The organism is Chromohalobacter nigrandesensis, assembly GCF_023061285.1.
Lineage (GTDB): Bacteria > Pseudomonadota > Gammaproteobacteria > Pseudomonadales > Halomonadaceae > Chromohalobacter > Chromohalobacter nigrandesensis.
The window spans coordinates 96,810-116,684 of the sequence record NZ_JAKGAM010000011.1 but is presented as its reverse complement, the minus strand read 5'-3'; the positions used below and the strand labels follow the sequence as shown (position 1 = coordinate 116,684).

The following is a 19,875-nucleotide window of genomic DNA, read 5'->3' as shown; positions in this document are numbered from 1 at the left end:
CTCACAAGCCGATTGGTGCGGAGGCTTCTTAAGAAGCTCCAGAGCGGAATGTATTCTTTTATGTTAGCTTTGATATCCACACTCGGCCTCTTCTAACGCTTGGCACACGTGCCGGTTTGGAGCCGCAGCGCGGCGGAAAAGCGGTCACCGTGCTGCCATTGGTTATACAGACTTTGCTACCAGCATCTCAGTAGCACCTTTTTGAAATCGGTAGCTGACAGGCTGCAACGAGACATCAATACCGTCTGCGGATAGTGCCGTCATGACCTGATCCAAATATTTCGAGGTCTTTCCATCCAACGACACAACAGGAAAAACCCGGACCTCGGGCGCAACTCTGCACAGCTCCCGCATTGATGCTAAATGAGCCGCCCCATCTACATGGTCACTGTAGAGGAAAAGGTAGTGAGAGCAGAGTGCCAGATCGAACTTTGAGTCAGGGAATGGCAGCGCTGGCAGTGATGCTGATACATACCGCCCTTCTTGAAGACCGATTTCAAAATCAGAAAGAAACTTTGACATGGCCCTCATCCGGACCTGGCCAAGTTGCTCAACACTGCCCAGTGAGTCCCAGATATAGTTTTCTGCTCCCTGCTGCAGCTTAGCCATAATTTCTGGGTACACATCGTCAATCCGACGGCGTATTTCTTCAGGCTGGAATTGGAACACCGGATCACAGGAGGTGATTTGGCATCCTCGGCCTGTAGTCTCTGCATTAAAGCTCGCGAGGATCCGCTTGTTCAGATCATCTTCCGATAACCCGAACATTGCTTGGTATTCTTCAAAAGATCGGCCCCATGGGACTACGCTGTCTAACTCCAAACTTGGCTCTCCCTAGTCTGTATAACGCTTTGCTCACCGTTAGGCAGTTACCTGCGCATGGCTCTGACCTAACTCAAGCAAGTCTCTTATTTTCACGTCAATATATTTTAGAAACACAACCATTTCTTCTAGCTCAAGGTTTTTCTGGTTAGTTGTGATACTTGCTGGAGTCGCATGAAGTAGCTTACTGCTAAACGTGTAGATGAAATCGTATTCCTCAGTCAAGCTGACTTTTTCTGCCATTTGACGCCAATTCCAACGACCAGGTATCAAGCCTCGTATATCTTCTGAAATCGTTGCATTAAATGTGGCTTTTTCTTGTTCCAAACTAGCTATGGAACCTTCGACTTCTGGCAGAGCTTGGTTCTCTACCATATATGCTTGAAATCCGTAACCATTAATTTTCGCTTGCTCGGCATAGATTGAAAATTGCCGAGCCGCTTTCCTGTCGATCAGTTCGGCTACAATTTTAGGGGTCGATATAGCGGCCTGCTGCTTTTTTTGCTCATCAGAAATCAGGCTCAACTCCGCCATCTTGTCATTCAGTAGGGATGATTCTTCTTCTGAAAACTGATTAAGCAGACTAATCTCTCTGTTGAGTTGCGAACAGTAGTCTTTCCAGTAACGAAGCTGTGTGTCTATAATTTGTTCATAATATACAAGGCCGTAGCGTGAATCAAGGTCCAAAAGACGCAGCCAAAGACTTAGCTCGAATATATAGCGAGCAACAGAAATAACACCAACCGTTTCTACAAAATTAAAGTTATTTTCAGTAAATAGGCGCAACTTTATTAAACCATCCCCAAAAACTGAACTACGCCAACAGTTACTGTTCCATTTATCGAACGAATCCATAATTTCTGGGGTTCGGAAAAGTTTTGCAGTAGCATCCAATTCTTCTTGATGCCCCTTTATTGAAGCCACTAGCTGACTAATTTGGTCTTCGATCATCGCAACTCCTTTGGACACTTCTTGACTGCCTAACAGGTATTAGCTAGCGCGCTCGTTTTGCTACTTGAACGAGCGCGCGCGTTCAATAAATCTTATCTAGCTTGTCCTTACGCACCTAACCCATTGATTTTAATGCATACTAAGAATTATTCAGCGCGTTATGCAGAATTCGCGTGCCTGCTGCCTTTGCCGGTTTCCGTCACTCAGCCGGCATTATGGTGGTCGTCAGGCACGCTACCGCCACGGCCACTGCATATCGTGTTGATGCGGTAGTCCCATGTGTATTGGTTATTTTTCGAGCCGTCTAAGCGGCCTTAGAGATTCATACTAGGCGGGATGAGGTCTGTCAGCAAAGCGGATAAGGCGTCACTTATCGATGCAGTTCGTGGCTTGGGGAGGACGGGTGGTTATCGGTGGGCGAGAGGGGTGAGTGCTAGCTTACTTGTAAAACAACGGGCAGCGTGGGCTACCCGTTGTCGGTGGTGGTTGCTGGGCGGAGGCAAGGGTTCAAGGTTTATCCTCGTGATATATATCTTCCTCAGCGGGCGGCGTTGTCGCGTCGGTGTCATCAAAATCATCCACCGTGTCTTCCTGGTCCTGGTCCTGGGCGTGATGAGGCGTCGACTTGCCAACGTCTCCTTCAAATGCGGAGAGCAGGATTTCGTTCTCGGCGTCCATATCGATGCTGCCCTGAAAGACGGCGCCGTCTTCCAGCACCAGGCAAGGGGTGATGATGGTGCCAACGATATATGCCGTATGATGGATGGAAATTTTGTGAGAGGCGATCAGTCGCCCTTCGACATGCCCTGCTACGTGTAGCGTTTGGGCATAGATATCCCCTTCCACGCGGCCGGCATTGCCGATGCTGACCGTATTGCGCTTGAATTCTACAGTACCCACTACTTGGCCATCGATAACCAATTCTTCCTCACCGATGACGCTACCTTCAATGCTGGTTTGAGCGCCGATGATAGCGGATCGTCCGGTCTTGTCTCGTGGCACGTCCGCTTGGGTGGTGCTTTTGGGTGAGGCGGGAGGCGGCACCGTATGGTCGGCAGGAACACTGTCGGGTTTGTGCTTGCTGAACATAGGGGAGGGTCCGAGTCGTGTGAGAAAAAACAACGGTACCAGGAAATACTGCCTTGTCGGCTCGAGATCAAAAGGATGAGTAGCTGACGAAAATACCTGTTAGTCGTGTTTTCTCAGTATGTAGAAACCTGCCTATACTTGTACATTCTATGCTGATCAAGGGGCAATTATGGGGGGCGGTGATGTATTTTTCGTCTTGAGCTTGATAGCGCTCATCATCATTGTGCTGGATGGCAAGAGGCGTATCAAAAAGCGTGTCTCCGCAGCCCAGCCGTCTTCCTGGCATCTGCAGCAGAGTCAATCAGCCCCTTCTGAAGAAGTTCCCAATCTGCCGAGTCAGCCGCAAAATCCAGCCAAGGTTGATTTACCGACGTCTCCATCGACAGAGACCACCCAATGCTTGCCCGCATCTGGCGGAAGCCTGATTGGTTCGACGCTGCGTATTGACGGTGATGTGAGTGCTCATGAAGCGCTGGTCATTAGTGGCGCCGTCGTAGGCAATGTCACGGCCTGGGAGCACTCTGTCATGGTCAACGAAGCGGGTAGCGTATCTCCGCGTATCGAGGCGCGTACGGTTTGCGTTGCCGGCAGTGTCACCGGCCAACTCGTGGCCACCGATCAAGCCATCGTGCTCTCCAGTGCACGCGTAAGCGGCAGCATTGAGGCAAAACGCCTGAAATGTGAAAGCGGAGCCTGGCTACAATCGACTGTCACATGATGCCGAATCCTTGCTGCCGCTTGCCCTTGTCACCTTGCTATTCCATGCGGGGATTACTCGTATTTTACGGCGCGAGCAGGTAGCCGCTGCGGTGGGCGTGGTGGCCGGCGACGTCGGCGACGATCATCCCGGCGGTGGCCATTCTGCGCTGGGTGCGGGCGTAGAACATGCCGTCCTGCTCGGCACGCACGGGGTGTACGGCGTCGCTGATGGGGTCGATGATCTCGGCGATCAGGTCACCGCTTTTGACTTCTTCTCCCGGGGTGCGATGGAAGACCACGACGCCGCCCGCCGGAGCGCGCAGGAAGTCCATGGCGGCGAGTTCGGTGGCAGGATACGCCAGTGCCGGCAGCGGCGGCGCTTCGCCGTCGATCAGGGCGTGGTAGCGCATCCAGTCGAGAATCGCGTCGGCATCGCGTTCGGCGATGTCGCGGGCGACGTCCTGCTGGCCGCGCAGTTCGAGGGTGATCGACTGGCTGCCGTAGGGAATGGGATAGCGGTTGCCGAAGCGCTCGCGCAGTTGCTCCCAGACCAGGGTGAAGCATTCGTCGAACGAGCCGCCGCCGGAGTCGGTGGCGAGCATGCTGGCCTTGGCGCCGAAATAACGCGCCAGGGGCTCGAAGTCGGGCCACGCCGCCGGGGTGGTGTAGAGGTGCTCGACGGCGTGGAAATCGCAGTGCAAATCGAGGATGAAGTCCGCGTCGCAGGCCAGGCGTTGCTGCGTCAGGTGCAGGGACTCGTAGGCCGTGGTGGCCGGCTGTTCATCGAGGGCGGCAATGAAGCGCCGACGAATCTCGGCCCGGTTGTGCTCGGCGTCCTGCGTCAGCGCGCTTTCCAGCCCTTCGACGACAGTGTCGGTAACGTCGCGATAGCCTCGGTTGAAGTTGCTGACGCTTTCGAAGTCGTAGCGCCCCAGCGGGATATCCATCAGTTGCTGGTCGAGCCCGATGGGGTTGGCGACCGGCACCACGATGACGTGCACCTTGAGCTTTCCGGCGTCTTCCAGCGCTTTCAGGCGCTGCTTGAGTGTCCAGGCGACCAGCATGCCGGGTAGCTCGTCGGCATGCAGCGAACCCTGGATGTAGACACGCTTTTCCGCCTCGGCGGGGCCGAAGTGAAAACTCTCCAGGCTGCGCTGCGTGCCGGGAACCGGGCTCAACAAGGGATGCGTGCGATGCTGCATGAAGTGTCCTCGTAAAGGCCGGCGGTACGTTTTACCGCCGGCAATCGGTCATTGTTTGCCGACGGGCAGGGAGATGTCGTAGTCGAAGTATTGCTTCATCAGCTTGTCGTAGGTGCCGTCGGCATAGACGCCGCGAATGGCCTGGTTGAATTCCTCGGCCAGTTCTCGATCGCGTTTGCGAAACGCCATGGCAGCGCCTTTTCCGAAGATCGAGGTGGGCGTCTTGATGCTCTCGCCGACCTGTTTGAAGTCACTGTCGTCATCCCTGAAGTGGAAGGTTTCGACGGCGACGGGGTAGTCCTCGAAGGACAAATCCAGGCGCCCGGCGATCAGGTCGTTGGCAACATCCTGGGAGGATGAGTAGCGGCGGATATCGAGGGTATCGCCGTACATCTGCGTGACATAGCTGTCACGAATGGTGCCGCGCTGCACGCCGACGGATAGATCCTCGAGCGCGTCCTTGTCGCTGATGTCGATGTTGCGGTCACGCTGCGTGATCCAGACGCTGGGGGTGTTGTAATAGGGGATCGAAAACAGCACCTGGTTTTCACGCTCGGGGGTGATGGCCATCGAGGAGAGAATGGCGTCGTACTTGCGCGAGAGCAGGCCGGGGATGATGCCGTCCCAGGATTGCTCGACCCAGGTGCAGTCCAGATTGGCGCGCTTGCACAGTTCGTTGCCGAGATCGATCTCGAAACCTTCCAACTCGCCACCCGCAGTGCGGTAGACGAACGGTTCGTAGGGCACGTCGATGGCCAGACGTACTTCGTCGGTATCGCGTGCCTGCGCGGTGGCGGTCGTCATGACCATGCCCAGAAGTGTCAGCGCCAGGAGCTTTTTCATGAGAAGCCTCATTGGTGTTATTGCTAGAGGGAGGTCTGCCGCGTGCCATGACGCGGGCCGAGGCAGACAGGAAAGATCATCCATTAATCGGTTTGAGATGCGCCAGGAGTTTCTTTTCCAGATAGCGGAAGAGATACAGGATGGCGAAGGTCAGGCACAGGTAAATCGCCGCCACGAAGAGGAAGGCGTCGAAGGGCGCGTAGAAGCGTGCATAGACGAATCGCGCCGCCCCGGTGAGGTCCATGATCGTGACCACGCTGGCGATGGCGCTGGCGTGGAGCATGAAGATTACCTCGTTGCCGTAGGCCGGCAGGGCACGCCGGAAGGCGCTGGGCATGATGATACGCCGCATCATTCGCGCGCGTGACATACCGTAGGCGCGTGCTGCTTCGATCTCGCCACGCGGTGTGGCCTTGATCGCGCCGTGGAAGATCTCGGTGGTATAGGCGGCGGTGTTGAGCGTGAAGGCGATCAACGCCGGATAGAAGGCGTCCTGGAGGACCGCCCAGAGGAAGGTGTCCTGAATGCCCTCGATGAACACCACGCCGTAATAGATCAGGTATAGCTGGATCAACAGCGGCGTGCCACGAAACACATAGGTGTAGAGGAAGATGGGCCACTTGATCCACTTGCGCCGCGAGCCGCGCGCAATGGCCAGTGGCACCGCCAGCATCAAGCCGATGATGAGGGACAAGAACACCAGACGCACGGTGCTGCCCAGCCCATCGAGGTAGTAGCCCAGGGTGTCGGCCGTGAAGATACTGTTGTCCGCAAGTAGCTCGGTGAACCAGGCGTTTAGTTGTTCCATTCGTCTGCCTCCCCGAAACCGACGTTATAGTGTTTTTGCAGCCGCGCGACGGTCCATTCCGAGACACTGGCGATCAATAGGTAGATTATCGCCACCGGGATCATGAACAGGAACGGCTCATGCGTGGCCTTGGTCGCTTCTGCGGCAATACGCACCATGTCGGAAAGGCCGATCACCGAGACCAGGGCGGTGGTCTTGAGCAGTACCATCCAGTTATTGCCCAGCCCGGGAAGGGCGTGACGCATCATCTGCGGAAATTGAATACGCCGGAAAATGAGCCGGTTGGACATCCCGTAGGCACGACCGGCCTCGATCTGTCCGTTTTCCACCGCGAGAAAGGCACCACGAAACGTTTCGCCCATGTAGGCGCCGAAGATGAAGCCGATGGTCACGACGCCGGCAATGAACTCGTTGATGTTGATGAAGATATCCACATCGAACTCGTAGTAGAGCCAGTCGGTGAACATGTTGACGCCTATCTGTCCACCAAAGAACAGCAGCATCATCAAGACGAGATCGGGTACTCCGCGAATGAGCGTGGTGTAGAGCGTGGCGATGCGATGGAACAGCCAGTGGCGAGACAGCTTGGCGCTGGCGGTGAGCAGGCCGAGTATCAAGGCCAGCAACAACGACAGCAAAGCGACTTCCACGGTGACCAGGGCGCCTTCGAGAAGCCGGGGGCCATAGCCCTGTAGGTCGATCATGCGATTTTCTCCCGTCGGGCGTCAGTGCTTCGGAGCCAGGAACTGCTTGAGGCGGTCCGACTGTGGATTGTCGAGGACCTCCTTCGGCGGGCCGACTTCCTCGACCATGCCTTGATGCAGGTAGATCACTTGCGAGGAGACGTCGCGCGCGAAGCTCATCTCGTGGGTGACCACGATCATGGTGCGGCCTTCCTCGGCGAGATCGCGCATGACCTTGAGCACATCGCCGACCAGCTCGGGGTCGAGTGCCGAGGTCGGCTCGTCGAACAGCATCACTTCCGGGTCCATGGCCAAGGCGCGGGCGATGGCGCCGCGTTGTTGCTGGCCTCCGGACATCTGCGCCGGATAGTAGTCGGCGTGATCGAGCAGGCCCACACGATCAAGCAGATCGCGGGCGTGGGCGATGGCTTCGCGCTTCGACTTGCCGAGCACGTGGATGGGCGCTTCGATGACGTTTTCCAGTAGCGTCATGTGGGCCCAGAGATTGAAGCTCTGGAACACCATCGAGAGCTTGGCGCGAATGCGCTCGACCTGCTTCCAGTCGACGGGCTCGCGGCCATGCCGGGTGGTTTTGAAGGCGATGTTTTCACCATGCACGATCAGCTCGCCTTCATTGGGTTGTTCGAGCAGGTTCATGCAGCGCAGAAAGGTGCTCTTGCCGGAGCCGGAGGCGCCGATCAAGGTGATGACATCACCCTTGTGGGCCTTGAGAGAGAGCCCTTTGAGAACTTCGGTGTCACCGAAGCGCTTGGTGATGTCTCGCACTTCGAGGGGAATGGGCATATCAGCCATGAAAAGCTCCAAACGTGGCAGTAAGTCACGGTCGGCACACCCTGTACGACGACGAGCGGGTGAGTGAGGTGTGGCGACCTGGGGCGGCTAGCGCGAAAAAGGGAGCGATTCTAGCAGGCCGCAGGCGACCGAGCAGGCTCGATTTGGCGGCCGATGATACGAGGTTTGTCGTATGAGTGCTTCGTCTTGTGCATGAAAGTCGTCCTGTCGTTGTTGTCATTGAGTGTTGTGCGGAAATGCAAGAGCGTCATTTCGGTGGTGGGCACGCACGTACCAGCAGCGCCGCGCGCGCGCCGAGTTCCACCTGAGCATTGGGGAATACCACCGCCACCGGCGCCTCTTCGACGACGGTGTCGCCAGCTTGGCCATCATGCGCCAGCCGAGTGCCCACGGCGAATTCGGTGAAGTTGGGCGTTTCCTCGGAGAAGCACAGCGCGAAGTCCTGGGACTGACGCATCAGCTCGCTGACGACGCGGTAGAAACGCACCTCCTCGAGATTCCCCGACGGTATCTGACGGCCCTCGAGCAATGCCTCGAGCAGCGTGAGCATCCCGGACAGTGCGTCGAGGTCGTTTTCCCCGAAGGGGCGCACCTTGCCGAGTTCCAGCGTGAACGCCTGCGCGGCGTGATAATGCTTGGAATAATGCGAGAAAGTCCAGCTATGGCGATGCTGATGCAAGGCCGCTTGCATGCCGGCGGCGGCCAGCCCCTGCCATTGCGCGGGATCGGTCTTGACGTTGGCGAAGGGCTCGACGGCGAAACGCGGGTAGCGGCTGTCGCGAATCGCGGTGTGCATGTCGTAGTGCACGCGGGGCAGGGCATGGCGTACGAAGAAGGCATCGACGACGGCCATCAGCTCGCGGGCGCGGTCGGGCTCGTCGCCTTCCAGGTCAAGGCCTTGCTGGAACAGGCGATTGAGGTTGGTGGTGCAAAAGCGCACGCCTTGCCGAATCGCCTCGAGGTTGCCGAGGATCACCAGTATCGGCGCGCCGAGCCTGAGTTGGCCGGCCTCGAGACGCGCCAGCCACGCGCCGACGAGCTCGATAGGCGCGGTTTCGTTGCCGTGGATGCCTGCCGAGACGACGCATGCCTGCGCCTCGGGGGCGAGTTCATCGGGAAGCAGTTCGAGCACACCGGGGGCGTGCAGGCGATAGCGCCCGCCGGGGACTTTTCCTTCGGGCCCTTCGCCTCCTTCGCGCGGCTCGACGGAGTCAGCGTCGAGACTCGAGGCGAGCCACTTGTCGAGCATATTCAACGCTCCGTGGGGCACTCGCCGCGCACATCGGTGGATTCGTAGGGAACGAAGAATTCCTGGTTGGTCATATCGTGCGCCTCTTATGTTGTTGTGAGGTCCGCGTTGTTGTGCGGTCCGTGCCGTTGCAAGCGCCGCGAGCGGATGAGTCGTGGCTGCAAGTATTGCTAATACGGCATTAGTACCGTCGATAGCTCTACATTACGAGCCACTCCCACGACCACAAGAGGGGAGGTCGGAGTAATGAAAATGCCCGGTCTCACGATGAAAACCAGGTCGCTGGCGATAATCGACGATGTCTTGAGCAGAAAGGCGGCTGGCGCAAGAGAGGCTTTCGTGAAGCCGTGTTTGGGCATATTATTACCCTGCTATTGATAACACGCTAAATAAAAGGACGGGAACATCATGACCTCGTGCACGTTCGGCAAACTTCGCGCTGGTGGCGCGTCGCTCGTTATCATCGGCAGCTTCCTGCTCGCCGGTACGGCCAATGCCTATTCGGCCTTCGCGCCGGATTCCCCCTATATGTTCGGTGATTGGGGAGGAGAGCGCACGGCGCTGGAAGACGCCGGCGTTGCCTTCAGCTTTGACTACGTCGGTGAAGCCGCCTCCATTCTCGACGGCGGTTACCGCGACAGTCATGTCACCAAGTACGCCGATCAGTTCGCCGTCGGAGCCAACGTCGACCTCGACAAGCTGGCCGGTATTCCGGACGCCGAGTTCCAAGTGACGATGGTCAACCGCAATGGCCATACGGCTAACGACCGGCTCAGCGACCCGGACGCGACGATCGGGGGCTCCAACGTGCAGGAAGTGCAGGGGCGCGGGCCGGTCACGCGACTGACGCAGTTCTGGTATCGCCAGGGATTCTTCGACGACGCCTTGTCTATCAAACTGGGGCGGATTCCCTTCGGCGATGATTTTGCCACCATCGACAGCAACTTCCAGAACCTGGCGTTCGGCGGGGCGCAGCCGGGCAACTGGGGCAACAATATCTATAACTGGCCGATCTCGCAGTGGGCGGCGGTGATTCGCACGAACTTCGCGTCCGATTGGTATGCCCAGTTGGGGGCTTTCAATATCAATGACAGCAACCTGGAGAACGACAACGGCTTCGATCTGCGCACCAGTGGCACCGAAGGCACTCTTTTCCCGGTGGAGCTAGGATATACCCCGACGTTGAATGGCATGGACGGCGCCTACAAGCTCGGCTTCTACACACAGAATGTCGAGAATCGCGCCTATGGCGCTGGCCCGGCAACGGATACCAGCGATACCAACACCGGGCTCTACTACGTGGTTCAGCAGCAGGTGACGACACGCGGCGGCAATCCCGATCGCGGGCTGACGCTGTTCAGCATGGGCAATGCCAACCACGGCGATACGGCGGGTATCGATCGTTACCTATCGATTGGTGCGACCTACGAAGGGCCATTCGATGCGCGTCCGCAGGATGACGCCGGCATCGGTCTGGCGTATCTCCACGTCAATGATGACGTCAACGATTACGTCGACTACTACAACGCCACACCGGCCGGTTTATCCTCGCCGCTGCCACGCCAGGGCCACGAGTACGATGCCGAGATCTACTACAGCTTCAATTTGACCGACTACTTGGCGCTGCGTCCCAACCTGCAGTACGTGGTCAATCCGTCGGCGGTGGATTCGGTCGACAACGCCTGGGTCGCCGGCACCACGATCAAGGCGAGTTTCTGAGACCCTCTTTGAGCTTATCGCGCATTGTCGGATAACACGACATGCCCGGTTTCATGATGGAAACCGGGCAGATTTTGGAGACGCTGCTCAGGCGCCGCGAGCACCCGTATAGAGGGTGTAGATCGACTGGCTGGCCGTCATCAGCAAGCGGTTGCGGTCCTCGCCCACGAAGCACAGATTGGCGCAGACTTCCGGAAGCAGGATGCGCGCCAGGCGCTCGCCGTCGGGAGTGAAAACCGAAACACCGTCCTTGCCTTCTCCGCCCGACACGCCGGCCCAGATGTTGCCGTCCTGATCCAGCGCGATGCCGTCGTAGCCCTCGTCCTTGCTCGAAACCACCGTCTCGCGCTCGCCTTGCGCGGTACCATCCTCTGCCAGGCGCCAGCGCGAGATCGTCGCCGGCTGGTCGGGATAGTGGGACGGCGCGGTATCGCTGGCGTAGAGCGTGCGCTTGTCGGCGCTCAGCGCGATGCCGTTGGGTTTGTAGAGCTCATCGGAAAATAAGCGTGGCTCGTCGAGGTCGTCGTCGATGTAGTAGATCGCCGGGTCGAGCTCCAGCTCGCGCTTGTGGCCTTCGTAATCCACGTGCGCGCCGTAGCCGGGGTCGGTGAACAGAATGCCGCCGTTGTCGAGGGCAACCAAGTCGTTGGGCGCATTGAGGCGCTTGCCCTGAAACTGGTCGGCGAGAATCGTGACGCCGCCGTCCCACTCATAGCGCACCACGCGTGCGGGTGAGTGCTCACACGCTACTAGCCGTCCCCAGCGGTCGAAGGTGTTGCCGTTGGAGTGGCCTACGCCTTCGCGTAGCACGCTGACCTCACCGCTGGCTTCATCCCAGCGCATTTGCTGGGCGCGGGGGATATCGCTGAACACGGCGTAGCGGCCCACGGCGTTCCAGGCGGGTCCTTCGAGCCATAAGCCCCCGGTCCATTGTCGTTCTAGTGGCGTGTTGAAGACGTAATAAGGCTTGAAACGATCATCGAGCACTTCCCAAGTCTTGTCAGGATAACGCTGTGGCGTGCCGGCCCCTGTGGTGTGTGCCAATAGCGTTGGCGCGAAGCTGGCCGTGGCGGCCAGGGCGCTGGAAGTGGCGAGAAATTGGCGACGTCCCATCTGCATGGCGTGAAGATCCTTTGAATTCGTTGATTGTGATGTGTGACGGCTTCCTGCCTTTTAAATGTATAACTAATTTATGCGTATGTTGAACCTATTCGACCAATGGACTAGAGGCGCCTGGCAAGCGGTGAGTGAGAGGTGAGCGCTCACTTCTATCTGTAGTCATCAAGAATCACTTCATCCGGCCGATAACCTTTCTGTCATCGATTGAGAAGACGCAATAATGGTCAAGGGGGGTTAATGGCTAATTCGAATGCGGTCGCTCACGCGGGCGAACCGACAGCGCCAGTGGTATCGCAGGGTGCTCATGCGCAGACAACACGTACGCAGTGGACGCTCAAGCGCAAGTTGTGGCTGACGTTGGTGCTGATGTGGGTGGTGATGATCGCTATCGTGGTCAGTATGGCGTGGCAGAGCCGGAACGTGATGTTCGATGAGCGCCAGGCGGCGCTTTCCAACACCGTCGGCATGGTGCATACCCTGCTGGATGGTTATGCAGAACGGGTTGCAGCGGGCGAGTTGAGTGAAGAAGAGGCCAAGGCGCGGGCTACCGATGATCTCGACGCGATGCGCTTCGGTGCCGACCGTGACAATTATGTGTTCGTTTTCGATGGCGATGCGGATCTCGTCTATCACCCGCGTCGTGACGCGGGCACGAGCATGGCGGACTACGAGGATCCCAACGGCGTAGCGGTGTATCGCGATCTGGCCTCGCTCGGTGAAGAGGGCGGCGGCTATCTGCCGTATTCCTCGCGCGATGCCAACAGCGATGCGCTCTTTCCCAAGCTTAGCTACGTCGAGCGCTTCGAGTCCTGGGGCTGGAACATGGCGGCGGGTGTCTATACCGATGATATCCAGGCCGCGTTCATCGACAAGCTGTGGCAGTACGCGCTGGTCTTGTTGGTGGCGGGGGGGCTCCTGACGGCGGCTGTCCTGCTGGTCATTCGCAATGTGTATCGCAGCCTTGGGGGCGAGCCGGATGAAGCCGCCCGCGTCGTGGGGCGTATCGCCGAGGGCAATCTGACCACGCCCACCGAGTTGCGCGAGGGCGATACTCAGAGCCTGATGTATGCCATCGAACGCATGCGTCTCGAACTGAGCAAGACGATTGCGCGTATTCGGGAATCCGGGGAAGCCATCGACCAGGGCTCGCGAGAGATCGCCTCGGGCAACAACGATCTTTCATCGAGGACTGAGGAGCAGGCGGCGTCGCTGGCACAGACCGCGTCGAGCATGGAAGAGTTGACGGCCACCGTGCGGCAGAATGCGGAAAACGCCGATCAGGCCAATAAAGTCTCGGATGCCACGACGGCGTCGGTGGCGCATGGCCAGGAGGTGATTTCCCAGGTCGTGAGTACCATGGGCGAGATCCGCAGCAGCTCCCGCAAGGTGGCCGATATCATCTCGATGATCGATGACATCGCCTTCCAGACCAATCTGCTGGCGCTCAACGCGTCGGTGGAAGCGGCGCGTGCCGGTGAGCAGGGGCGTGGCTTTGCGGTGGTCGCCAGCGAAGTGCGCAATCTGGCCAGTCGCAGTGCAGACGCAGCGCGCGACATCAAGTCACTGATCGAAGGCTCGGTGAGCCACGTCAACGCCGGTGCCGAACTCGTCGATCAGGCCGATAGCGCGATGGGTGAGATCCGCGAGGGTGCCCAGCGTGTCAGCGACTTGATGGCTGAAATCTCCGCTGCTTCACAAGAGCAGTCCTCGGGAATCGAACAGGTCAACCAGGCCGTGACGCAGATGGATCAGGTCACGCAGCAGAACGCGGCCCTGGTGCAGCAGGCCGCTGGTGCTGCCGGGTCGCTCGAAACGCAAGCTGGCGATCTTTATCAGGCCGTGGTGCGCTTTCAAGTGGCATCGGACCGCTGATACCGATCCTGTAAGGTTCGCCTTGTGACCTGCAATGGCGAAAGACACCAACGCCCGGCGAGAACGTCTCGCCGGGCGTTGGTGTTATGGCTTGGCTTTCGGTTGCCTGCTTCGGTCTCTCGCTTCAAGACGCCAGGCGCTGCATCTCCTCCTGGTAGGTCTTGGCCAGTGACTGCTTGGCCGCATCGTCGAAGACGCGTCCGGCCAACTGGAAGACTTCCTGCTCTTCCTCGTCGAGATGATGGGTGACCATTTCCTGCAACTGGCGCGCCAGCCAGCTTAGGCGACGCGCCGGGTCTGTGCGACCCATCGCGTTATATTTCTCGCAACGTATGTCGATTCATGCGGTGCAGGGCCAGCAGGCCCAATACCGGCCCGGGCAATAACCACCAGATGACATGCAGTTGCTGTTGCGCCCAGAAGTGGGTCGTGAGGGCAATCGCTGGAATCGTTACGGCGAACCCGATGGCGTTCATGACGGCCAGCGCCGCGCCCAGCCGTTCCCGCGGTGCGGTGGCCGAGGCCAGGGCGGAAAACTGGGGCGAGTCGGCGATCACTGCCATGCCCCATAGCGCCAGCAGTGCCAGCAGGATGATCGGCGAGGCGTCGCCGAGTAGCGGATAGAACAGGCACAGGGTGCCGGAGATCGCCAGCGCGACGCGCGCCACGTTGAAACTGCCGAACCGACGGCTGATACGACCGCCCAACACACAACCGGGCAACCCCAAGGCGATAACGAAAAAGGCCAGCCAGGGTAGCCAAGCGGCATGCACGCCCAGTCGCGCGATCTCTCGGCTGACCATAAAGGGTGTCAGCGTCCAGAAGGCATATAGCTCCCAGCAGTGGCCGAAGTAGGCAAAGGTCGAAGCGCGAAAGTTAATGTGGCGAAATGCTGCCAGGCCCGCCCAGGGGCGGCTCGAATTGGTTGGTCCCGGCAACTGCGGGCCATCGCCCAGAGTATAGATAAGCAAGGCGGCTATAAGGGCCAAGCCTGAAGCCAGCAGCAGCGGCCATTGCCAGGGCAGGTTGAAGGTTGCACCGCGCAGCAGGTGCGGCAGGGCGGTGCCCAGGGTCAGCATGCCCACCAGCCAGCCCAAGGCCGCGCCTGCATAGCGCGGCGTCCAGCTGACCACTAACTTCATGCCCAGCGGATAAATACCGGCCAGGCAAAGGCCGGTGAGAAAGCGCGCCAGTGCTCCGGCGTATGGGTCGCCTGCCACGAGAATGAACCCGGCATTGATGGCGGCGCCGGCAATCGCAGCTATGGCGAACAGTCGGCTGGCGCGGACACGATCCGCCAGACCGGTGATGGCGATCAGCAGCGTCCCGGCGACGAATCCGGCCTGTACCGCCATGGTCAGTAGCCCCAGATCGGTATCGCTGAGGTCAACGGCGTTGACCAGTGCGGGGCCTACCCCATTGACGCTGAACCACAATGAAGTCCCGAACAGCTGGGAGATCACGATCACCGCGAGTGGCGTTTTCGCTAATTTCGTATTGAGCATTGTTTTGGATGGTGGCTGATTTTAGATCGCCTCGATAATGGCCTGGGCCAGATCCTGCGTCGTGCCTTGCCCCTTGAGGTCGGGCGTCAGCACGCTGGGGTCGGCCTCGGCGAGTACCGACTCGATGGCGTCGAGCATGGCCTTGCCGGCATCTTCGTGTCCCAGATGATCGAGCATCATGGCGCCGCACCAGATCTGTCCGATGGGGTTGGCGATGCCTTGGCCGGCGATATCCGGTGCGCTGCCGTGGACGGGTTCGAAGAGGCTGGGGAAGGTCCCTTCCGGGTTGATATTGGCCGAAGGCGCGACGCCGATGGTGCCGGTGCACGCCGGGCCCAGATCGGAGAGGATGTCGCCGAACAGGTTGCTGGCAACGACCACGTCGAACCAGTCGGGGTGGAGCACGAAATTGGCGGTGAGGATGTCGATGTGGAACTGATCCACGTCGATCTCCGGGTAGGACGCGTGCATGGCTTTTACGCGTTCGTCCCAGTAGGGCATGGTGATCGAGATACCGTTGGACTTGGTGGCTGAGGTGAGCTTACCGCGCGGGCGCTTTTTGGCCAGCTCGAAGGCGTACTTGAGCACGCGGTCGACGCCGGTGCGGGTCATCACGGTTTCCTGCATCACCGTTTCGCGTTCGGTGCCCTCGAAGATCTTGCCGCCGATGCTCGAGTACTCGCCCTCGGTATTCTCGCGCACCACATAGAAGTCGATGTCGCCGGGCTGGCGGTCGGCCAGCGGACTCTTGATACCGGGCATCAGCTTGCAGGGGCGCAGGTTGATGTACTGATCGAACTCACGCCGAAACTGTAGCAGCGAGCCCCATAGCGAGATGTGATCGGGCACCTTTTCGGGCCAGCCCACGGCGCCGAAGAAGATGGCGTCGAAGCGGGACAGCGTGGTTTTCCAATCGTCCGGCAGCATCTGGCCGTGGGTGAGATAATAGTCGCAGCTAGCGAAGTCGAAGTCTTCGAAGGTGAGGTCGATGTCGAAGCGCTGCGCCGCGGCTTGCAGCGCGCGGACGCCTTCCGGCGTGACTTCGGTGCCGATGCCGTCGCCGGAAATGACGGCGATGTTGTGAACTTTATTTTGAGCCATGAATGACTTACCTCATGAAGTCGATGAGCTGTTGGAAGACCGCATCCGGCGCTTCCTCGGGGAGATAGTGTCCGCAGTTAAGAGCACTGCCCACGACACTATTATTAGAAACGGCATGCCACTCGGCGAGGGCATCGAAACAGCGTTCGATAGTCCCGAATTCACCCCATAGCACCTTCAGCGGAACACTCAAGTGGCGACCGGTATCGCGGTCAGCGCGATCATGTTCGAGATCGATGGTGCGCGAGGCGCGGTAGTCCTCGCAGAGCCCGTGCGCGGCGCCGGGTAGCGCCAGGCAGCGCTGATATTCTGCGATCGCGCGCGGGTCGAATTGTGCGAGTCCGGCGTGACGTCTGCCCATGATGCGAGTGACGTAATCCTTAGGTGCCGCTTCGATCCAGGACTCCGGTAGCGGTGACGGCTGAATCAGAAAGAACCAGTGCCAGTAGGCGGTGGCGAAGGCGAGGTCGGTCTGTTCATACATCGCCAACGTTGGGGCAATGTCCAGCGTCATTAGCTTGCGCACGCGGTCGGGGTAATCGAGCGCAAGCCGATGCGCGACGCGCCCACCTCGGTCATGTCCACAGATAAAGAAGGACTCGATGCCGAACGTTTGCATGACGCGGACCTGATCCAAGCTCATCGTTCGCTTGCTGTAGGCGACATGCTCGTCATCGCCGTAAGGCTTGCTGGAGTCGCCGTAGCCGCGCAGATCGGTAGCGACGACGGTGAAGTGATCGGCCAGGCGCGGCGCCAGCCGATGCCAAATGACGTGTGTCTGTGGGTGGCCGTGAAGCAGCAAAAGAGGTGGCCCTCTACCACCGATCACGCCGTGAATGGTGACATCGTCATCCACATCGATGTCGAAGGAACGAAACGAGTCGAACATGTTGTTGTGCTCCTGTTGACCTCTCGTCAACTTTGGCCTCTCGTGGCCTACAGGGTCGAAGATACGACATCCATCTTTGGTGCGTCCCTTGAGTCTAGCGCGCGGCAGCGCGATGATAATCAGGCTATAATGCAAGCCATTATTGAATGAAAGTGGAGAATAACGTGACGCCACTCGACGATCTGGCCTTCTTTCAGCAGGTGGCGCGTTCTGGGAGCTTGACCGGTGCCTCGCGTGAACTTGGTCTGTCGCTGTCGGCGGTGAGCAAGCGTCTTATGCAGTTGGAAGCGCGACTCGATGTGTCGCTTGCCACACGCACCACGCGGCGATTGACCCTGACCGCTGAAGGGGAGCGTTATCTGGCGCGTGGGGCGACGATTCTCTCCGACCTTGGCGAGCTAGAAAGCGAGCTGCGTGACCGGCGCGGCGATCTGTCCGGACGTCTGTGCATCAATGCCACCTTCGGCTTCGGTCGGCGGCATGTGGCGCCGTTGATCGCGACCTTTACCGCGCTTCATCCGGGTGTGGATATCTGGCTGGAGTTGACCAATTTCCCCTTGAGCCTCGCCGATCATGGCTTCGATCTCGGTATTCGCGTCGGCGAGCCGCCCGATGCGCATCTGGTGGCGCATCCGGTCCTCGCTAACCGCCGTATCCTCTGCGCCTCGCCTGACTACTTGCGGCGAGCGCCCCCCTTACAAAGGCCGGAAGACCTGGCGCGGCATACCTGCCTGGTCATACGCGAAAACGACAGTGACTTTGCGCTGTGGCGCTTCGAACGCCAGGGTGAGGTGCGCTCGGTACGAGTCGGTGGCCACCTGGCCAGCAATGATGGCGAGGTGGTCACCTGCCTGGCGCGGGAAGGGGCGGGGGTTCTGCTGCGTTCGTGGTGGGATGTGCACGCTGCCTTGTCGCAAGGTGAACTCGTGCCCCTGTTGCCGGAATGGCAGGGCTTACGCGCGGATTTCTATGCCGTGCATGAGCCGCGCCGTCATGCCGGTGCGCGCTTGAGAGCCTTTGTCGAACATCTGCAGGATGGCATGCGGGGACGCGTCCCCGAATTGCCCGGCGCATCAGGTTAATGTCCCATCTCTGGCCTTTGGTGCCATGCTATCTGCTATGATGTGCCGCCTTGCGGCGGGCCAGGTCCGCGTCGCGCTTTCGAGGTCATAGGGAGTCGAGGGATTGAATATCCTGATGTTCACCAATACCTACTGTCCGATCGTGGGTGGGGTGAGTGAATCCGTTCAGCGTCTCAAGCGGTGTCTGCAACGTGAAGGCCACAGCGTATTGGTCGTGGCGCCCAAGCTGGACGGTCAGCCGCGTTTCGAGCGCGATGTGGTGCGCGTGGTGGCCATGCAGCGTTTCAACGGCAGTGACTTTTCTATTCCCGTGCCGGTGCCCGGCCAGCTTTACGAGGCCCTCGAGGAGTTCGAACCCGACCTGGTGCATGCCCACCATCCCTTCCTGCTGGGCGACACCGCAGCGCGCGTGGCGCAAACCTATGGCCTGCCGCTGATCTTTACCCATCACACGCTTTACGAGCATTACACCCATTACGTGCCGGGTGACTCGCCGCGCATGCAGCGTTTCGCCATTGCCCTGTCCAGCGAATACACGCGCTTGTGCGATGCGGTGATCGCCCCCAGCGAGAGCATCGCCGAGTTATTGGCCCAGCGGAGCGTAGTGCCCGATAAGGTGCGCGTGATTCCCAGCGGTGTGGATACGCGCGCCTTTGGGCAGGGCGATGGATCGCGCTGGCGTCAGCGTTTTGGCATCCCCGAGGATGCCATGGTAGTGGGCCACGTGGGACGTCTGGCCATGGAAAAGAACCTCGGCTTTCTGGCTGCGGCGTTGTCGCGTTTCCTGGCGCGTCATCCCCAGGCTCGAGCCTTGATCGTCGGCGAGGGCGAGGCACGCACGGTGATGCACGACCATGCCGCCCGCGAGGGCGTGGCGGACCGTTTCCATTACACCGGCAAGCTGCACGACCAGGCATTGATCGATGCCTACCATGCGATGGATGCCTTTGCCTTCGCCTCTCACAGCGAAACCCAGGGCATGGTCATCGCCGAAGCCATGGCGACGGGCCTGCCGGTGGTGGCGGTTGACGCTAGTGGCGTGCGCGAAGTCCTGAGCGATGGCTTGAACGGCATCATGCTGCCGGGCGACGATGTCGAGACGTTCGCGAAAGCGCTGGAAACGCTTCAAGAACCGACGTTGCGTGCCAGGTTGCGTCAGGGGGCGTTAGACAGCGCACATAAGCTCGATGAGCGACGTTGTGCCGAGTCCTGCTTGGGTATCTATCGTCAGGTACTCGAGGCCGAGGCGAGCGCGGCGGAGCGTGACGATGGTGCCTGGGAGAAGGTGCGCGGGCGTCTCGAGGGCGAGTGGCGTTTGCTGCGGCATCGCGGTCGAGTCTTGCGCTCGGTGTTTCAAACCTTGCCACAAAGCGATGGCATACAGCCCACGGAAGAAGTCCCTAGTAAGTGAGCGCTCACGGGGTGAGCG

The 19,875-nt window shown here is 59.3% G+C and carries 19 protein-coding genes; 5 read left to right on the top strand and 14 right to left on the bottom strand.

What is annotated here, in order from left to right:
• Nucleotides 1-162: 162 nt before the first annotated feature.
• The 3 genes from L1073_RS13305 to L1073_RS13295 all read right to left on the bottom strand — a co-directional run bounded on the left by L1073_RS13305 (nucleotide 163) and on the right by L1073_RS13295 (nucleotide 2,862).
• Nucleotides 163-768, bottom strand: coding sequence for a class I SAM-dependent methyltransferase (locus L1073_RS13305; protein ID WP_246899998.1), 606 nt, complete (start codon nucleotides 766-768; stop codon nucleotides 163-165).
• Nucleotides 769-861: 93 nt separating this feature from the next.
• A complete protein-coding gene (locus L1073_RS13300; protein WP_246899997.1) occupies nucleotides 862-1,773 on the bottom strand; it encodes a DUF5677 domain-containing protein in 912 nt (303 codons plus the stop codon).
• A 507-nt stretch (nucleotides 1,774-2,280) separates the two neighbouring features.
• Complete coding sequence (locus L1073_RS13295) at nucleotides 2,281-2,862, bottom strand: bactofilin family protein (protein WP_246899995.1); 582 nt, start codon at nucleotides 2,860-2,862, stop codon at nucleotides 2,281-2,283.
• Nucleotides 2,863-3,031: 169 nt separating this feature from the next.
• Between L1073_RS13295 and L1073_RS13290 the strand changes: the two genes are divergently transcribed.
• Nucleotides 3,032-3,580 (top strand): bactofilin family protein, encoded by a 549-nt coding sequence (locus tag L1073_RS13290; protein WP_246899993.1) that lies wholly within the window; start codon nucleotides 3,032-3,034, stop codon nucleotides 3,578-3,580.
• Between the two features lie 64 nt (nucleotides 3,581-3,644).
• Here the strand turns inward: L1073_RS13290 and L1073_RS13285 are convergent, their stop codons facing one another.
• The 6 genes from L1073_RS13285 to L1073_RS13260 all read right to left on the bottom strand — a co-directional run bounded on the left by L1073_RS13285 (nucleotide 3,645) and on the right by L1073_RS13260 (nucleotide 9,159).
• Nucleotides 3,645-4,763: a succinylglutamate desuccinylase/aspartoacylase family protein gene (locus L1073_RS13285; RefSeq protein ID WP_246899992.1), complete on the bottom strand. Its 1,119-nt coding sequence runs from the start codon at nucleotides 4,761-4,763 to the stop codon at nucleotides 3,645-3,647.
• Nucleotides 4,764-4,811: 48 nt separating this feature from the next.
• Nucleotides 4,812-5,606, bottom strand: a complete 795-nt coding sequence (locus L1073_RS13280) for a transporter substrate-binding domain-containing protein (protein WP_246899990.1) — start codon at nucleotides 5,604-5,606, stop codon at nucleotides 4,812-4,814.
• Between the two features lie 76 nt (nucleotides 5,607-5,682).
• Entirely contained in the window at nucleotides 5,683-6,414 is a 732-nt protein-coding gene (locus tag L1073_RS13275) for an ABC transporter permease (protein ID WP_246899989.1), read from the bottom strand.
• Entirely contained in the window at nucleotides 6,402-7,118 is a 717-nt protein-coding gene (locus L1073_RS13270) for an ABC transporter permease (RefSeq protein ID WP_246899987.1), read from the bottom strand. Before L1073_RS13270 ends, L1073_RS13275 begins: the two co-directional genes overlap by 13 nt.
• A gap of 21 nt (nucleotides 7,119-7,139) precedes the next feature.
• Entirely contained in the window at nucleotides 7,140-7,910 is a 771-nt protein-coding gene (locus tag L1073_RS13265; RefSeq protein WP_281506091.1) for an ABC transporter ATP-binding protein, read from the bottom strand.
• Between the two features lie 247 nt (nucleotides 7,911-8,157).
• Complete coding sequence (locus tag L1073_RS13260; protein WP_246899986.1) at nucleotides 8,158-9,159, bottom strand: succinylglutamate desuccinylase; 1,002 nt, start codon at nucleotides 9,157-9,159, stop codon at nucleotides 8,158-8,160.
• A 408-nt stretch (nucleotides 9,160-9,567) separates the two neighbouring features.
• On the opposite strand from L1073_RS13260, the gene L1073_RS13255 reads away from it, so the two are divergent.
• Nucleotides 9,568-10,878: a carbohydrate porin gene (locus L1073_RS13255; protein ID WP_246899985.1), complete on the top strand. Its 1,311-nt coding sequence runs from the start codon at nucleotides 9,568-9,570 to the stop codon at nucleotides 10,876-10,878.
• Between the two features lie 87 nt (nucleotides 10,879-10,965).
• Here the strand turns inward: L1073_RS13255 and L1073_RS13250 are convergent, their stop codons facing one another.
• On the bottom strand, nucleotides 10,966-11,997 hold the full coding sequence (locus L1073_RS13250; RefSeq protein WP_246899983.1) for an SMP-30/gluconolactonase/LRE family protein: 1,032 nt from the start codon (nucleotides 11,995-11,997) through the stop codon (nucleotides 10,966-10,968).
• A 237-nt stretch (nucleotides 11,998-12,234) separates the two neighbouring features.
• Here L1073_RS13250 and L1073_RS13245 point away from each other — a divergent pair, with 237 nt between their 5' ends.
• On the top strand, nucleotides 12,235-13,869 hold the full coding sequence (locus L1073_RS13245; RefSeq protein WP_246899981.1) for a methyl-accepting chemotaxis protein: 1,635 nt from the start codon (nucleotides 12,235-12,237) through the stop codon (nucleotides 13,867-13,869).
• 124 nt (nucleotides 13,870-13,993) lie between these two features.
• On the opposite strand, the gene L1073_RS13240 is transcribed toward L1073_RS13245, so the two are convergent.
• From L1073_RS13240 to L1073_RS13225, 4 genes are read right to left on the bottom strand one after another with little or no spacing between them, the layout of a single operon-like run.
• On the bottom strand, nucleotides 13,994-14,179 hold the full coding sequence (locus L1073_RS13240) for a hypothetical protein (protein WP_246899980.1): 186 nt from the start codon (nucleotides 14,177-14,179) through the stop codon (nucleotides 13,994-13,996).
• Between the two features lie 4 nt (nucleotides 14,180-14,183).
• The gene (locus L1073_RS13235; RefSeq protein WP_246899979.1) at nucleotides 14,184-15,374 is read right to left on the bottom strand and encodes an MFS transporter; all 1,191 of its coding nucleotides are present in this window, start codon (nucleotides 15,372-15,374) and stop codon (nucleotides 14,184-14,186) included.
• Nucleotides 15,375-15,395: 21 nt separating this feature from the next.
• Complete coding sequence (locus tag L1073_RS13230; RefSeq protein WP_246899977.1) at nucleotides 15,396-16,475, bottom strand: tartrate dehydrogenase; 1,080 nt, start codon at nucleotides 16,473-16,475, stop codon at nucleotides 15,396-15,398.
• 7 nt (nucleotides 16,476-16,482) lie between these two features.
• Nucleotides 16,483-17,364 (bottom strand): alpha/beta fold hydrolase, encoded by an 882-nt coding sequence (locus tag L1073_RS13225; protein ID WP_246899976.1) that lies wholly within the window; start codon nucleotides 17,362-17,364, stop codon nucleotides 16,483-16,485.
• 164 nt (nucleotides 17,365-17,528) lie between these two features.
• On the opposite strand from L1073_RS13225, the gene L1073_RS13220 reads away from it, so the two are divergent.
• Entirely contained in the window at nucleotides 17,529-18,446 is a 918-nt protein-coding gene (locus L1073_RS13220) for a LysR substrate-binding domain-containing protein (RefSeq protein ID WP_246899974.1), read from the top strand.
• A gap of 103 nt (nucleotides 18,447-18,549) precedes the next feature.
• Nucleotides 18,550-19,857 carry a glycosyltransferase gene (locus tag L1073_RS13215; protein WP_246899973.1) on the top strand — a complete coding sequence of 436 codons (1,308 nt, stop codon included), beginning with the start codon at nucleotides 18,550-18,552 and terminating at the stop codon, nucleotides 19,855-19,857.
• Nucleotides 19,858-19,875: the final 18 nt, after the last annotated feature.

Excerpts from the sequence above, each read along its gene's own strand:
- L1073_RS13270 (WP_246899987.1), bottom strand. The coding sequence starts at position 7,118 with ATGATCGACCTACAGGGCTATGGCCCCCGGCTTCTCGAAGGCGCCCTG.
- L1073_RS13265 (WP_281506091.1), bottom strand. The coding sequence starts at position 7,910 with ATGGCTGATATGCCCATTCCCCTCGAAGTGCGAGACATCACCAAGCGC.
- L1073_RS13260 (WP_246899986.1), bottom strand. The coding sequence starts at position 9,159 with ATGCTCGACAAGTGGCTCGCCTCGAGTCTCGACGCTGACTCCGTCGAG.
- L1073_RS13280 (WP_246899990.1), bottom strand. The coding sequence starts at position 5,606 with ATGAAAAAGCTCCTGGCGCTGACACTTCTGGGCATGGTCATGACGACC.
- L1073_RS13295 (WP_246899995.1), bottom strand. The coding sequence starts at position 2,862 with ATGTTCAGCAAGCACAAACCCGACAGTGTTCCTGCCGACCATACGGTG.
- L1073_RS13285 (WP_246899992.1), bottom strand. The coding sequence starts at position 4,763 with ATGCAGCATCGCACGCATCCCTTGTTGAGCCCGGTTCCCGGCACGCAG.
- L1073_RS13255 (WP_246899985.1), top strand. The coding sequence starts at position 9,568 with ATGACCTCGTGCACGTTCGGCAAACTTCGCGCTGGTGGCGCGTCGCTC.
- L1073_RS13250 (WP_246899983.1), bottom strand. The coding sequence starts at position 11,997 with ATGCAGATGGGACGTCGCCAATTTCTCGCCACTTCCAGCGCCCTGGCC.
- L1073_RS13245 (WP_246899981.1), top strand. The coding sequence starts at position 12,235 with ATGGCTAATTCGAATGCGGTCGCTCACGCGGGCGAACCGACAGCGCCA.
- L1073_RS13300 (WP_246899997.1), bottom strand. The coding sequence starts at position 1,773 with ATGATCGAAGACCAAATTAGTCAGCTAGTGGCTTCAATAAAGGGGCAT.
- L1073_RS13275 (WP_246899989.1), bottom strand. The coding sequence starts at position 6,414 with ATGGAACAACTAAACGCCTGGTTCACCGAGCTACTTGCGGACAACAGT.
- L1073_RS13225 (WP_246899976.1), bottom strand. The coding sequence starts at position 17,364 with ATGTTCGACTCGTTTCGTTCCTTCGACATCGATGTGGATGACGATGTC.
- L1073_RS13290 (WP_246899993.1), top strand. The coding sequence starts at position 3,032 with ATGGGGGGCGGTGATGTATTTTTCGTCTTGAGCTTGATAGCGCTCATC.
- L1073_RS13305 (WP_246899998.1), bottom strand. The coding sequence starts at position 768 with ATGTTCGGGTTATCGGAAGATGATCTGAACAAGCGGATCCTCGCGAGC.
- L1073_RS13240 (WP_246899980.1), bottom strand. The coding sequence starts at position 14,179 with ATGGGTCGCACAGACCCGGCGCGTCGCCTAAGCTGGCTGGCGCGCCAG.
- L1073_RS13230 (WP_246899977.1), bottom strand. The coding sequence starts at position 16,475 with ATGGCTCAAAATAAAGTTCACAACATCGCCGTCATTTCCGGCGACGGC.
- L1073_RS13235 (WP_246899979.1), bottom strand. The coding sequence starts at position 15,374 with ATGCTCAATACGAAATTAGCGAAAACGCCACTCGCGGTGATCGTGATC.